Annotated in this window: 7 protein-coding genes; 1 reads left to right on the forward strand and 6 read right to left on the reverse strand. The window is 61.7% G+C overall.

The annotated features are described in order from the left end of the window. The 3 genes from ACFSR7_RS05310 to ACFSR7_RS05320 form a co-directional block, all read right to left on the reverse strand. Window positions 1-213 (reverse strand): hypothetical protein (locus ACFSR7_RS05310; protein ID WP_378159498.1); only part of this gene is annotated, 213 nt, incomplete at its 3' end. 115 nt (window positions 214-328) lie between these two features. Next, window positions 329-889 carry an NUDIX domain-containing protein gene (locus ACFSR7_RS05315; protein ID WP_378159582.1) on the reverse strand — a complete coding sequence of 187 codons (561 nt, stop codon included), beginning with the start codon at window positions 887-889 and terminating at the stop codon, window positions 329-331. A gap of 2 nt (window positions 890-891) precedes the next feature. After that, window positions 892-1,689, reverse strand: a complete 798-nt coding sequence (locus ACFSR7_RS05320; protein WP_378159499.1) for a Cof-type HAD-IIB family hydrolase — start codon at window positions 1,687-1,689, stop codon at window positions 892-894. A 172-nt stretch (window positions 1,690-1,861) separates the two neighbouring features. Between ACFSR7_RS05320 and ACFSR7_RS05325 the strand changes: the two genes are divergently transcribed. After that, window positions 1,862-3,499, forward strand: coding sequence for an MDR family MFS transporter (locus tag ACFSR7_RS05325; protein WP_483862648.1), 1,638 nt, complete (start codon window positions 1,862-1,864; stop codon window positions 3,497-3,499). Window positions 3,500-3,613: 114 nt separating this feature from the next. Here ACFSR7_RS05325 and ACFSR7_RS05330 read toward each other — a convergent pair whose 3' ends face one another. The 3 genes from ACFSR7_RS05330 to ACFSR7_RS05340 form a co-directional block, all read right to left on the reverse strand. After that, on the reverse strand, window positions 3,614-4,189 hold the full coding sequence (locus tag ACFSR7_RS05330; protein ID WP_378159500.1) for a 5' nucleotidase, NT5C type: 576 nt from the start codon (window positions 4,187-4,189) through the stop codon (window positions 3,614-3,616). Window positions 4,190-4,322: 133 nt separating this feature from the next. Beyond that, a complete protein-coding gene (locus ACFSR7_RS05335; RefSeq protein WP_378159501.1) occupies window positions 4,323-13,925 on the reverse strand; it encodes an S-layer homology domain-containing protein in 9,603 nt (3,200 codons plus the stop codon). Then, complete coding sequence (locus ACFSR7_RS05340) at window positions 13,909-14,511, reverse strand: cupin domain-containing protein (protein WP_378159502.1); 603 nt, start codon at window positions 14,509-14,511, stop codon at window positions 13,909-13,911. The genes ACFSR7_RS05335 and ACFSR7_RS05340 overlap by 17 nt, the downstream gene beginning before the upstream one ends. Between the last annotated feature and the right edge of the window lie 228 nt (window positions 14,512-14,739).

Consider the following 14,739-nt stretch of genomic DNA (forward strand, 5'->3'; position numbering starts at 1 on the left):
CGATGGCACTCCCGCGGCCAGCTTGCGGCGCATCGCCTTCACTACAAGAGGCGATGGCGCTTCTGCGGCCAGCTTGCGGCGCATCGCCTTCACTACAAGAGGCGATGGCGCTTCTGCGGCCAGCTTGCGGCGCATCGCCTTCACTACAAGAGGCGATGGCACTCCCGCGGCCAGCTTGCGGCGCATCGCCTTCACTACAAGAGGCGATGGCACTCCCGCGGTTCCGCTCACAACGTGTTGGACCAATAAAACCCAAAAAAGGCGGGTTTCAGGCCGCATTGCCGCGACCTGAAACCAGCCTTCCCTTTTCCGCCCATGCCGCGGAGCTTCAGCACCTGAACAATCCATACCCCGGCAGCGGCACGATTGGCGCTTCGTCGACGGCCAGGCCCGCGGACCCGCCGCGCTTCATCGCCACGTCGACGAGCCAGCGCGTGAACGGCGCCACGTTCATCGTTTCGAGCTCCGCCAGCGAGTAGAAGCCCGCTGCGTCCACCTCCACGCCGTCCGGCACCGGCTCGCCGCCGACGTACGACATCGTGAAGGCGACGTACAGATTGTGCACGACTCTCGGCTGATCCCGCAGCGCCGCGACGCCCGTCACGACCGCATCGATGCCGGTCTCCTCCAGCACCTCGCGCCGCACCGTCTCGTTAATGCGCTCCAGTTGCTCCGCGTATCCGCCCGGATTCGTCCAGTACCCTTTGCCCGGCTCCTGCGCCCTGCGGACGAGCAGAATTTTACCGTCCCGCTCAACGAGCGCCCCGACGCCGATGCTGTAGTTGCCCCAATGCACGAAGCTGCAAGCGGTGCACGCACGCCGCGGCGTGCCGTCGACGTCGCGCGTCTCCATGGCGGACCCGCACGACGAGCAAAAATTCACTTCCATGCTCATACCGCCGCCCCCTTCCCGTCCGGAATGCATTTCGCATAGACCAGCCCCTGACGGATGCCGCCTTCGTCCGCGCGCGCCGTCACGTAGTCCGCATGCGCCAGCAGCTCGGGATGGCTGTTGCCCATCGCGATGCCGAGACCGACGAGCTCCAGCATCTCCTTGTCGTTCAGCCCGTCCCCGAAGGCGATCGCTTCTTCGACCGGAATGCCGAGCGTGTCCAGCATCGCCTGAATCCCCTCGGCTTTGGAGCCGGTATGCGGCAGCACGTCCAGCGCGTTCGGATGCCACCGGATGAACCGCAGCCCCGGCAGCTCCGGCAGATAGGCCGCTTCCTCGCCTTCCGTGCAGTGAAGGAACACCTGATAGATGCCCTCTCCCCGCCAAAAATCGGCATTGAACACGGGCCGCTCCACGCGGAGCGAATCGACGGCTTTCCAGACGCCCTCGTCGTTCTCATGGTTCGTATGGTACGCCGCTTTGCCCTCGAATACGAGCGGATGGCCCGCGCGTCCCGAGAGCTCGACGAGCTTTTCCAGATCGCCGATCGGAATGTGCCTGTTGTATAGCTCCTTGCCCTTGTACACGACATAGCCGCCATTCATGCTGACGAACGACTCGATGTCGAGCGCCTCCAGCAGCCATTTGAAAAAGTACGGCGCGCGCCCGGTCGCGATGACCGGCTCGATCCCGCTCGCCTTCAGCTCGGCGATCGCAAGGCGCGTATCCTCGGGAATGCGCTTTTCCTCGTCCACCAACGTTCCGTCGATATCAAAAAACACGATTTTATAGCTCATGCTCGCTCCCCATCCTGAAATCTGTCTATTCTGAATCGTTCCCCTTATCATCTAACAAAATCGTCCCTGCGTAAACGGAAATCTCGCGAACACTGACAGACTGTTGTCATGGACGCTCCCATACAATGAATACAGACAGCAAGACGATACAGAACCAAATTAGCGCAAAGGAATGATTCGAGTGGTACGAACAACGCAAAACACCGGCATCGTGATAGCGGGGCTCCTGCTCTCCATCCTGATGGCCTCGATGGACAACTCCATCACCGCGACGGCCATGGGCTCCATCATCGGAGAGCTTGGCGGTCTCGACAAATTCGTATGGGTAACTTCGGCTTACATGGTCGCGGAAATGGCGGGCATGCCGATCTTCGGCAAACTGTCGGATATGTACGGGCGCAAGCGCTTCTTCGTCTTCGGCGTCATCTGCTTCATGATCGGCTCGGCCCTATGCGGCACGGCCGATTCGATCCTGCAGCTCAGCCTGTACCGGGCCGTGCAGGGGATCGGGGCGGGCGCGCTCGTGCCGATCGCGTTTACCATCATGTTCGACGCCGTGCCGCCGGAGAGCCGGGGCAAGCTTGGCGGCCTGTTCGGCGCGGTATTCGGCCTGTCCAGCATCTTCGGTCCGCTGCTCGGCGCCTATATTACGGATCATATCGGCTGGAACTGGATCTTTTATATCAACCTGCCGCTCGGGCTGATCGCGTTCGCCATGATCGCCTTCTTCTACAAAGAGTCGGCAGAGCACGACCGTCAGGTCATCGATTGGACCGGGGCCGCCTCTCTTGTCGGCACGATCGTCTGTCTCGTGTTCGCCATGGAGCTGGGCGGCAAGACGTTTGCCTGGGACTCCGCGGAAATTATCGGCTTGTTCGCAGGAGCCGCCGCGCTCGCGCTGCTGTTCGTATGGGCGGAGCGGCGCGCCGCCGAGCCGATCATCTCGTTCGCAATGTTTCGCAGCAGGCTGTACGCGACGAGCAATGCGCTCGCCATGCTGAGCGGCGCAGCCTTCATTACCGCGTCCGTCTACATTCCGATCTACATGCAAGGCGTCCTGGGCGGCTCCGCCACGAACTCGGGCATGGTCCTGCTGCCGATGATGCTGGGCACGGTCGTGACCGCGACGCTCGGCGGCAGCCTGCTTAACAAGCTGTCCTACCGTACGATCCTCATCCCGAACGTCGTCATTCTCGTCGCCGGCATCGCGCTGCTGACGACGCTGACCGCGGATACGCCGCGCTGGATCGTCACGGTCTACATGGTGCTTGTCGGACTCGGCGTCGGCGCGACCTTCTCCGTGCTGGGCAACGCCGCCATCCACGCCCTGCCGGCCAACAAGCGCGGCTCCGCCAGCTCTACGCTTAACTTCCTGCGCTCGCTTGGGATGACGCTCGGCATCACGGTGTTCGGCATCATCCAGAGCCACGCGATGGCCCGCAAGCTGTCGGATGCGCTCGGCGGCGGCGCGGTCGCGGACGGTTCGACCGGAACGACCGGCGACGCGGGAGGCGGTTCGATCGGCGGCGCCGCAACGAACGGAGGCGCAGGCGGAAATGCCGGACCAGACGGTCTCGGCGGGCTTAACCTGAGCGATCCGCATGCATTAATGGAGCCTGCCGCACGCTCGCATATTCCGCACGACCTGCTGGCGAAGGTCACCGACGGCCTCTCGTCCTCCATCTCGGCCACCTTCATGTGGAGTCTCATCCCGGCCGTGCTGGCGCTCGCCGCCGCACTCCTTATGAGCCGCGAACGCATGGACCCGGCCGCCGAAGCAGAAGCCGAAGCTTACGCGGCGCAGCACTAGCAGTGCACGGCCAGAGCCCGAATACGCCAACCGGCGTACACGGGCTCCTCTTTTTTTGCTTGACGCTATCGCTCTGTAAAATTATAAAAGCCTATCAACCGCTACAGTTGTCCGTTATTTAAGCGGAGAAATATTCAACAGGCCCAACAATTCGCTCCATGAATGAATGCGCGGCGCGTCCAAATGCCGATTGTACGGCTGGTCGCGGACATACACTTTTATCGCCAGCTCGGCTAACGTATCGATGACTGCGGGCTTATCGTCGAAATAATAATCGATCGCGAGCTCGCGGATGACATGTATCTTCTCCGCGTCGCCCATGCCGCAGTAGAATCTGCCCGGACGCACAGGGAACCCCGCTGCCGTCAGCCAATCCAGCGTCTTGTTGCAATGTCCCTGCGCCCGGGCGGTGATGTAATAAATCTCGTGCCCCTGTCTATCCAGCTCCTGCAGCACTTCAACCGCGTCGGGATAAGGCGGGCAATCGCTGAAGTAAATCTCCTCGCGCAGCTCGCCCCACATCCGCTTGCCTTCCTCCGCGTTCAGGCCGAACGCCTCGTGTATGGGGATGCAGTTCAGCTCGCGCATACGCGCGATATCGACCTGCGTGCCCAGCCTCCGGTTGTATAGATGAAAGGCGTGCTCGCGCAGGTTGATCAGCGTGTCGTCGATATCGAAGCCGAGTTTCATGAGGTTCTCCTTGGTATAGTAAGTGTCCGCTTATTTTACCAAAAGGGCGCCTGACTTCCTAATAGCGACTCGGAGCCCGCTTACACAAAACGAACCCCGACCTCTACGGGTACGGGGTTCATCCGCTTGCAGTTTAGGACTTTTTCGTAATTCTGCCGAGCGCATCCAACGCTCGAAGCACGACGGTCGCTGACTCGGCGCGCGTAGCCGTCGCGCCTGGATTCAACTTGCCGCCGCTGCCCTTCAGCAGCCCGCTTTGCACGCCGTAAGCAACCGCAAGCCGTGCCCAGCCCGATACCTTTGCGCCATCGCCGTAGGCCGAGAGGAAAGCGTCGGCGTTCAGCTTAATATCCGGCGCGACGCCCTGCGCGCGGAAGAGCATGACCGCCATCTCCTCGCGCGTGATAGGGTCGTTGGGCCGGAACTTGCCTTCCGCCCCCTTCACGATGCCTGCCGCTGTCGCAGTCGCCACGGCTTCCGAATACCACGCGTCCGTCGGGACATCGGCGAAACGCTCGGCCGCGATACCCGCCCCGGAGCCGCCCGCGAGCAGCGGCAGTACCAGCTTGACGAACTCTGCCCGCGTCACGCTGCCGTTCGGGCGGAACGTGCCCGCCGGATCGCCGCTCACGATCCCCCGTGCCGCGAGTGCCTCGACGTCTGCGCGGCTCCAGTGATTACCGAGGTCCGTGAACGCGTACTCGGCAATCAGCACCGTGTACGTGCCCGGCTCCGTTACCGGAGCCTCCACGTTGCCCGTTGCTCCGTCGACGATGCCGCCGACATACGCCCACTTCGACTTGTCGCCGGCGACCTGACGGTACACGCCCAGCTTGCGAATATCCGCACCTGTCAGCTTCCCCGCGTCATAAGCGATCGTCAGCTTGCCAGAGGCCGCGAGCTTCGCTCCTGCTTCCAGCTTCCACTCGTAAACGTCCGACATCGGCTTCAAATGCTTATCCGAAGGCGCCGGCGATCCCTCAACCTTCGCCGCCGTCACCTTCTTGGCCGCTCCGGCAGCGCCGCCGCTGCCGGGCAGCCACAGCTTCAGCTTGCCGCCGAAGAAGCTGACCGTCCCGCCTTCGGCACCGACTTCGCCGGACTCGCCGCCTGGCTGCTGCGACGGATCCTGCGGATTGCCGCCCGGATTGCCCGGGTTGCCCGTGCCTTCGCCAGCCGCCTTTGTCGTGACGAACAAAGATGGCTCTGAGGACGCATTGCCCGCGATATCGACCGTCCAGATTCGAACCTCATATGCCGTCGACGGCGACAAGCCGGTTATCGTGTATTTGCCGACGCCCTTTAGGACGGTTACCGGATCTAACGCGAACGCCTCGCCGTTTTTCGCCCACTGCAGCTTGACGGCGAACAGGTCGGCGTCCGACGGATCTGTCCATTCGATCGTTGCCTGCGTCGCATTCGTCGTCACGCTGCCGACGATTGCCGGCCCCGGAGGCACGATATCGGCGGAAGCTTGCTGAAGTCCCGCCGTTATCACGCTCGTTCTGGCTACGCTGTAATTGCCTGCCGCATCATAGGAGCGGACTTCGACGACATACTCGGTGTCGGCTCTCAGTCCTTGAAGCAATGCGTACTTCTGCCGCCCCGGGATCACGACCGAAGTCCCTTCCCCTGCCGAACCCTGCGACTTGTATACGACCGCAACCTTGACCGTCTCCTCATCGCGTCCGGACTTCCAGGTGACCAGCGCCTGGCTGTCATCTCCCTCGGCGGTAAGCTCCGTCACTGCCGCAGGCGGCGTAACGTCATGCTCAGTCACCAAGACCTCAGCCTCGTAGTCTTCTCCTAGGGGAATCCCTGCATAGCTCTGCACGGCGCCGTTCACGTATACCTTGTACGTGTTGCCGATCTCAAGCGGAGCATCCGGCGTAAAGCGAACATGCATCGAATTTCCCTCGGTCAAGGGCTCGACGAGCGTCCAGGCGCCGGGGACATCCGCATCCGTCGCCGGATCGACGACTGCAAACAGGCTGCCCGACACCGTACTGCCATTCACATGACGGTCAAACAGGATATCGACCGCTTCTCCTCCCGGCGCAGCCTCGAACTTGACCGGCTTCGCCGGCAGCGTCGAGATCATCGGGATGTTAACGTCGAAGTGCGGCGGCAGCACCGTCAATTCTTCGCTTTCGGCAGGCCGATAGCCTTCCTTTTCGTATAGCACCTTCCATTTGCCCTCCGGCACGTCCCAGGCGTATCGTCCGTCCGCATCCGTGTACAGCGGATTTTCCTGACCGTACCAGTCGGCATCCCAGATGTCCCAGCGCTTGCTCTCTTCGTTCCAGCGGAGCGCAGTCGCCTTGACGCCTTCGATCCGGTTGTCCTCGGTCACCTCATAGACATAGCCGCTCGGATCGTAGATCCATTCGGGATCGGCAAGCGGTTTCTTCGGCTTCTTCGGCACCTTGCACAGATCGTTGATGTCGTCGTTGAACCGCTTCATTTGGGCCGCCAGGCTGGCATCCAGCACTTTGCCGATCGCGTTGGTGGCGATGAACAGCGCGACCGTGCCGATGCCGAGCGTGGTCGGACCCGCGACCATACTGGCAACCGCGATCCCCTGCTTGATCAATTCGTTGCGAATGACCTTCTTGCGCAGCAATTCGACATACTCCATTTCGACCGGGATGAGATTAGGCGGGCAGTATCTGGCGATTTTGTCCATGATAAATGCCAGATCGTCCAGCGAGTCTCCGGTCCCTCTGCCGTCATACAGACTGTAAGCAGCATCGGCCACCTTCCACGTATTCTGGCCTGCTTTAGATGCAAATGCCATCTCTACTCTTACCGCTACGGCGGCAAGCGCGCTGTTCAATGTCTTGACTGGCGCAGATTTAGCCTTGACGGACGGGACCATATCCTTGTAGACATCCAAATCCGCGCCAGCGCTCATGTAAGCAAGCGCCTTGCCGACATCCAGCCCCGAAGCGAACTCGTCCGCGGGCAAGTATCCTTTCAACTCGTACTTAAGCGTGCCTCTGTCGAAAGATTCGGCGACCTGCAGACCATAGAGCGGAATATTCGTTTCGTTCACCAGCGTCTGATCGGAGCTGCTCGGCGTATACGACGTCCGTTCAAGCGTTGCGCTCAGCGTCATCGTCGCATCACCGCCGGCGGAAGGCAGCGTACCCTTGTAGGTCATCGATTGCTTGCTGTCTCCTCCTTCGCGAGGCGACACGTAGAGATTCTCCTGCCGCGCATCTCTAAAGGCAGGCGACAGCTGAGACTTGAGCTCCTCCGTCGGAGTCGGTCCTCCCTTCAGACTATCCGCCGGTTCTCTCGTCGTATAGTCGATGCCGATCGGACCGACAGCCCCGCCATCGGTGATCGCCTGATAGACGCCGTCCTTCAGGCTGGCCTGCAAGCGGGTCTCGCCGATTGTGAAGGAGACGCCGCTGACCAGCTCCGGATGATTGAACTTCACGGTCAAATAGATCGGCCACCCCGGCACGAGTACATAAGGGAACCTCGCTTCGCCCTCGCGGGGATCGAGTACCATCGTCCGGCCGTCCGGCTGCCGCATCGTGAACTCGATCGGCTCGGCTACATTCACATCATAGCGTACGGTCGTCTGGCTGCTGCTCCAGCTCGTGCTCTCCGTCTTTGCCGAGGCATACATCTGCCAGACGGCCGTTTTGCCCTCGCCTTCCATTTCTACGGTCGTCGACCAGCGCCCTGCAGGAGAGGTCATGGCGGTCCCAACGATACGGTCTCCCGCGAATACGCTGACCGTACTGCCGGCCGGCGCCGTGCCGGTCAAGGCGAATTTCCGATAGCCCGTTCGGTCGGGCGCGATCAGCGTTACGGCCGCGACATCGGCAAAGGCTACGCCGATTTCTTCCTCCTTGGATTGACCTTGCGCTTCATAAACGATATGCGGAGCGACGGCCAGCCGCTCTCCGTCCGGCGAATCCGACATGCGCAGCTGATATTGCAGCGTGCCGGAGCTATCCGCGCCGATCGCGCCGATCGGAACGACGTAGCGTCCGTCTCTCCGCTCCGGCGTCACGGTCTGCCCCTTCCATACCACACTACCGGCTACGAGCGCAGTCCCTGCCGGGGCATCAAGCACGATCGCGCCGTTTGTCAGCGCATCGAAACTCGCATTTGCATACTGCACGCGCACCTGCAAGGCGGCTCCTGGCGCCGGTCGGCTCGTGCCGAGCAGCACCTGGTTGCCCGTCCGGCCGGCGAACCTGCCCTGCTCGCCGAAGGTCAGCTTGCCCAGGTTCAGCACCTCGCCCTCTGCGAGCCGGAACGCTCGAATGAGGACATTTTTGTCGAGGTTGCTCATCAGCACAAGCTCATAGGCCCCCGCATCGGGCACTTTGATCTTGAAGTCGCCTTTCCCCAAGAATAAGCCTCTGATATACTTTCGAGCCGTGCCGTTTTCGAGTGCGTACAATACGGCGTTGCCCTGAATGCCGTCCAGGCTGCCGACGATTTGCGTACCCTTGTCGATCATCCGCAGCTCGACTTCGGCCTTGCGGTCGGCGCCGATGACCGTCGTAGCGCAGACTGACTTGTAGCCCGCTTCGGCGCCGTCCGCGCAAATTTTCACCGTTTGTCCGGCCTCCGCCTCCACGGAAAGCGGATTTCCGCCGCCATAGCTGCGGACCGAGCTGCTGATATGGTAGTGAACCATCTCGCGAGAGTCCAGATCGTACGGACCGACCCACTCGCCGTCGCCCGATTTGGTGTACAGCTTGATATCGACCTGGGCCGGAATGCGCTGTTTATAAACGATATCCACCGTCTGCGTCCCTTGAACCGTTGTTATATATTTGACGTCCGAGCCAAAGGAGCCTCCGGCGAATGCCTGAATGTACATGTAGCCCGTAGGCACGCCCAGCGTATACTTGCCGTCGCCGTCCGTAACGGCCGTGTATGTCCGATCGAATATGGCTTTGACCGTCGCACCTGCGACCGGACGCCCTTCCGCGTCCTTGACCGTGCCTTCGATCTTCGCGTCCGTCCTCCGAACCAGCGTGATCTCCGCCTGGTTGATCCCGCTGACCAGCGTCACGATTTGTTCGATCGGCTCATAGCTGCTGTCCTCCGGTTCAATTCGGATATGAACCCGCTGACCGATTCTCTTTTTGAAAGCGGGCAGATTGAACCGGCCGTTCGACGTCGCATTTCCCGCTCCCAGCAGATTACCCGCGTCATCGGTGACGATAACGCCGTTGCCCTTCCCTCTCCAATTCGGGTTCGCTATCGTAATGGAGAGAGCCGCGGGCAGCAGCGGTTCGACGCTCACCGTCTGCCTGCCTCCGGCGTCGACGTCAACATCGGGCAATCCCGATTCCTCGAACAGGTCGTGCCCGCCGGCGCCTAGCAAGCTCAGCTTATAATCGTCGGCTTCGGGCAGGCCTTTCAGCTCCACCGTCTTGCGCGAGCCCAAGGTGACGGATTGATACGCGCGAGCCTTCTGGCTGTATATGCTCAGCAAGGCGTCCTCCGGCACGGGAACCGTACCGCTCAGCAGGACGCTGATCGTGCCGCCGACCGCTACCGGCGCGCGCAGCGCCTCGGCTTCGGCGGAGCTGCCGTCCCGCGTAACCGTTCCCTTGATCGACACCAGTTTTTTCGCATCTTCCGGCACGACGTACTCGCCCTTATAGACACCGGCTTCCCCCGTCTCGGTCAGCGCCGTCTCCAGTGTCTTGGATAAGCCGTCGACATTATCATAAGTGAGAACCGCCTTTGCGGACGCGCCCGCAGGTCCCCGCAGCGTGAGCTGCGCCGTATCGCCGTGTCCGGCATTCTGACGCAGATACAGCGGGAGCCCATAAGAGAAAGACGAGATCGAGAAGCCGCCGGCGGCAATGCTTTTCTCGACGGAATACGCCGCTTCCTTCTGGCTGCCGTCCACGCTGCGAACGACATAGGTATACGTCTTGGCGGCTAACGCCGTCTCGTCCGTATAACTGCGCGCAGTCGCGTCGGAGATCGTCGTCAGCAGGGTCCAGTCTTCGCCTCCCGTTTTGCGCATTACGCGAAACGCAGCGATCGTACCCGTTCCTGGCGCCGGGTCGCCCCAGACCAGCGTCACCTTGGCGCCCGCCGACGTCAGCGTCAGGTCGGCTAGCCCCTGTCCGGCCTTCGTGCGGACTTCGGCCGTCGGTCCGTTCGTCGTCCAGACGCCGCCGGCCGAGGCGGCCTGCACCGCGAACGTATAGCTCGTATCCGGCGTCAATCCGGTTACGGCTGCTTGCTGCAAGCCGGCGGGAACGTCGATCGCAGCTGGCCCTCCGGTAATCCGGTAGCCGCCCTCCGCGTGCTCGGCGGCCGTCCAGGTCAGCTTGACGCTGCTCTGACCGACGTCGGACGCGGTCAGCGCGCTTGCCTGCGGCCAACTGGCAGCCTGCGCCGTCTGCGCGATCCGCTGCAAATAGACGCCCTTTTTGGTGCGCTCGCTCCCGCGAACCATGTTCATCATACTCGACTGATAGGCAAATCTCGAACCGTCCGCGCTCAGAAATCCGCTGTACGAGGCTTCCGTAATCGGCAGTGAAGCGTCATACGGAGTGCTGACCATCGAGGTCGTCTGTCCCTCGCGATCCCTTACGAACAAATTGGTCAAAGTATCGTTATCTCCCGGCACGATGCCCTTCTCCGCGGACGAGAAAAGCACGTAGCGGCCGTCTTCGCTAATATCGAGTCCCGTAGCGGCACGCGGGTACTTGTCGCCGCTGCCGCCTGGAATGCCTACAGGCTCGAGAGCGGTTCCCGCCGGCGCTTCCCGGTCGTAGATGTAGGAGTAGTAGCTTCCGTTGCGCGCGGCAGTGCTAAAAACGAGAAGCCTGCCGTCGCCGTCGAGCGCCATGGAGCCGCTGACCGACCATTTACTTTCCACGTCGCCCGTCACCCAGACGAGTTCATCGGCGTCTCTGTCGAATAAATAAATGTCGGAATCGCTCCCGCTATCCTCGCCCGTGTGCGATGTATACGTGTTGATGGCCAGGACGCTCGCGCTCCGGTTCATCGCCATCCCGTTTTCGGCCAGGAAGGTGCCGTCCGGCAGCGGAACCGGTGCCAGTTCTCTTGTCTCCGGATCGTACATGACGGTGTAGCCGGAATAGCCCGCCGGCGGATGCTCCACCATATTTTTGGCATACGTATAAAAGAAAATCGTGCGGCCGTCCCCGCTGATCTGCGCGGCGCCGCTGAAGTCGTTCGACTGGCCGCCGTTCCACGGCGTGCTGAGCTTCGTCATGGAGGTCGCGCCAGGCTCGTCGAATATGCCGTTGCGATCCGTATCCCTGTCGTACAGGAAAACGTCGGGCTTGCCGTTCGTATCCGCCCCTCCGGTCAGATCGGAGGCGTAGGACGTGAAGACGATCAGGCTCCCGTCATCGCTGATCTCTCCCCCGGACGTTTCACCGTTGCCGGCTTGCCCCGACGGCGTCCGGCTGACAAGCGCGAGCGAACCGAGCGCCGCGTCGTACACGAACAGATCCGGCTTTCCGTTGCCGTCCCCGGCGACCAGATCGGCCGCGTCCGAGAGGAACAGCGTGTATCGGCCGTCGCCGCTGATATCCGCAACGCCGGCGGTATCGCTGCCCGAGGGCCTGCCGTCCGATGTCCGCACGTCCATCCGGACCAGTGAAGAGCCTTCGGGCAGCTTGACACGAACCCATTCGCTCGCGGCGCGGTTGCCGTCGCCGTCCGCATAGGCGGCCGCCAGCTCGTAGAATTGGCCGTTCTCCAGATTCGGCACGACCGCGCTCGTCACGCTTGGCGGATAAAGCGCCGACTCGTGAATCCGACCGTCCGGCTTGCGCCAGAGCAGCCTGGTTCCTACGACATCCGGATCGATCGGCTTCGGCCATGTGACAAACGCGCCGCCCGATAGAGCCGACGCCATGATTGGAGCGGCCTGCGGCGGCACCGTTTCGGGCGTCCCGAGCGTCGTAACGGCGGCTTCCGCCGACCAGGCCGACCAGCGGTAGCCCGCGCTGCCGGCGGCTACGCGGTAGCGGTGCGCAGTGCCGGCCGTTAGTCCGTCTGCCGCGTAAGAAGTACCGGTCACGATCGCCGCCGTCCGGTCGTCCTGCAGCACCTTGTAGTATGCCGCTCCCGGCACTGCCGGCCAGCTCAGGGCTACATAGGCCGCGCCCGGCTGCGCGGTCACGGCCGCTCCGTCCGGCCAGGCCGGAGGTTCCGCGGTACCGTCGCCTTCCAGTGCGACGGTATAAACGTCGCTAAGCGCGTCCGATTCCACCGTCTGCGCCAGATTTTTCGCCGCCGACTCGAAGACGAGCGTGCCGCCGTCCGCACTCAACGTCGCCTTGACGACGGCCGCATCCGCGCTTCCCCCACTCGCGGTCCGGGACGCCCATCGCGTCTCTCCCTTGCTGCGGTCCCGAATGTAAATATCCTTCTGTCCGACGTCTGCCGGGTCGTAGGAATCCGACGTCTGAAAGGAAACGTAACGACCGTCCGCGCTCAGCGATGCCAGCTCGGCGCCCGACGCGCCCGGCTTGCCGTCCGGGCCGACGCTCGCCAGCTCGTTCGTGCCCGCGAGGCGGTCGTACACGTAAATATTCGCCGCATTCGCCGTTACGCCGGGCACCAGGTTGCTCGCGTTGGATTCATAGGCGACATAACGTCCGTCCGCGCTCACAACCGGATACTGACTGCTGGCATTGCCCGTCTTCCCGTCCGGCGCGCGGCTGATTTTTTTCATCTCGCCCAACGCGGTATCGTACAGATACACGTCGCGATACTTGACGCCGGAGAATACGCTGCCCGTGTCGTCCGGCACGATATCCCGGGAGTAAGAATCGAAGGCGACATAACGGCCGTCCGCGCTGATGGACAGGCGTGACCGCGTCGTTTCGTAGATATAGCTCTGCCGCGTGATCAGCGTCACGCTCTTCGTGCGGCGATCGAGAAGCCAAATATCGCAAGTGCCCGCGCTGTTCGTCTTGCCTGCATAGGCGACGTAACGGCCATTTGCGCTGATTTGATACGAGCTGCCGTTCCCCGCGAACTCGGAGCCCGGTACGAACTCCGCTGCCCGCTCGACCGCACCGCTCGCCGCATCGTAGAGGAACAGATCCTCGGAGCCGTTCGTATCCGAAGAAGCCGTCAGGTTCGTAGCCTTGGAGGTAAACAAAACATAATTCCCGTCCAGGCTCACGAAAGGCGCGTAGCTGTCGTTGTTCGCTTGCACGCCGCCTGAACCCAGGCTGATGCGTTTGGTCGCTCCTGTCGCTCGATCGCTCAGGAAAATATCCTGTTTGCCGTTTGTATCCCCTTCGGTCAGGTTCGTCGCAGCGGAAGCGAAAGCGACAAACCTGCCGTCGCCGCTCACGGACGCGGACTTGCTGTCGCCCGTGCCCGCACTGCTCGGCGTTCCGCTTATTTTAATCGGCAAGCCGTATACGGCGCCTGCGATGGACAACAGTCCTTGCTCATCTCCGTAGACCCCGTCTTGTACCGACGGCCCGTTTACGCTCCCCGATTCCCCGGAGAACTGCTCCAGCAATTCGGAGAGCGAAAGAATACGCCCGTCTTCCTGCCCCGGTTCGGCATATGCCAGTTGCGCCAGTCCGCCGGTCAGCATTACGGCTGCGAGCATACCGGTCAGTCCGCGCTTCCATCCGCGCTTCCATCCCCGCTTCCGGCGGTGACTGAGACGGCTTTCCCGGGCTCCCGGCTCTCCCTTCGCCGAATCTGTCTCGCCTCGATCAAGAAATGCCCGCATACCGCTCGCCCGCTCCTTTCTTTTCCGCCTCCTCTGAACAGTACAGCGCCAGCAACCGCCGCTCCACGCCGCGCCAGCGCGCAATGCGGTACAACAGCCCGAACATCCCCTTCTGGAACCATACCGGCGGACCAATCAGGAAACTCTCGCCCATTCGGATGACTACCGCCAGCTCAAGCATGCTCTTCGGCATGCTGTTCGCGCCCGTCCTGCCATCGCGGGCGAGACCGTATTGCATCCGAAGAAACTTCTCGAAGCTGCGCGCCGGCAGCACCTTCACGCGGAACACGATCTCGGTCTTTTCCTGGTTGTAAAAGCGATGCTTCGAACCCAAAGGCGCCACCGCTTTCTGTCCGGGCGTCAGCAGCGCCGTTCTGCCGTCGCAATCCAGCGATAGCCTGCCTTCCAGCGCTTCGAACTCCTCCTCAAACGTCGTATGGTAGTGCAAGGGCGTGCCGCCTCCAGGCTGAAGGCGGACCTCCACCCACTCGTAAGCGCCGCCCGATTCCTGTGCTGTCGTCAGGAAGGTCACGGCATCCCCGATCTGGGGATTGCGAATCGTGCGTTGAGATGCTGTTGCAGTCATGTCGGATCAATCTCCTTATTTGGCGATATTGGCTATTTCTAGCGTAAGATTTAGATGCCGATCCCACTAGTGAACAGCCGTCATCGCTTTTGTCATGCCGGTCATGACTTCGCAAGACCCGAGTCATACGATCCGGGGTAAAGGTTGCAAATGCGATCATAATATACCTTGACAGATATATATCCAACGAGATATATTTAAATCAGTTCGAAGGAGGAGGCAAAATCC

The sequence above is a fragment of the Cohnella sp. GCM10020058 genome (assembly GCF_042683485.1).
In the GTDB taxonomy this organism is placed as follows: domain Bacteria; phylum Bacillota; class Bacilli; order Paenibacillales; family Paenibacillaceae; genus Cohnella.

Excerpts from the sequence above, each read along its gene's own strand:
- ACFSR7_RS05340 (WP_378159502.1), bottom strand. The coding sequence starts at position 14,511 with ATGACTGCAACAGCATCTCAACGCACGATTCGCAATCCCCAGATCGGG.
- ACFSR7_RS05320 (WP_378159499.1), bottom strand. The coding sequence starts at position 1,689 with ATGAGCTATAAAATCGTGTTTTTTGATATCGACGGAACGTTGGTGGAC.
- ACFSR7_RS05335 (WP_378159501.1), bottom strand. The coding sequence starts at position 13,925 with ATGCGGGCATTTCTTGATCGAGGCGAGACAGATTCGGCGAAGGGAGAG.
- ACFSR7_RS05330 (WP_378159500.1), bottom strand. The coding sequence starts at position 4,189 with ATGAAACTCGGCTTCGATATCGACGACACGCTGATCAACCTGCGCGAG.
- ACFSR7_RS05325 (WP_483862648.1), top strand. The coding sequence starts at position 1,862 with ATGATTCGAGTGGTACGAACAACGCAAAACACCGGCATCGTGATAGCG.
- ACFSR7_RS05315 (WP_378159582.1), bottom strand. The coding sequence starts at position 889 with ATGGAAGTGAATTTTTGCTCGTCGTGCGGGTCCGCCATGGAGACGCGC.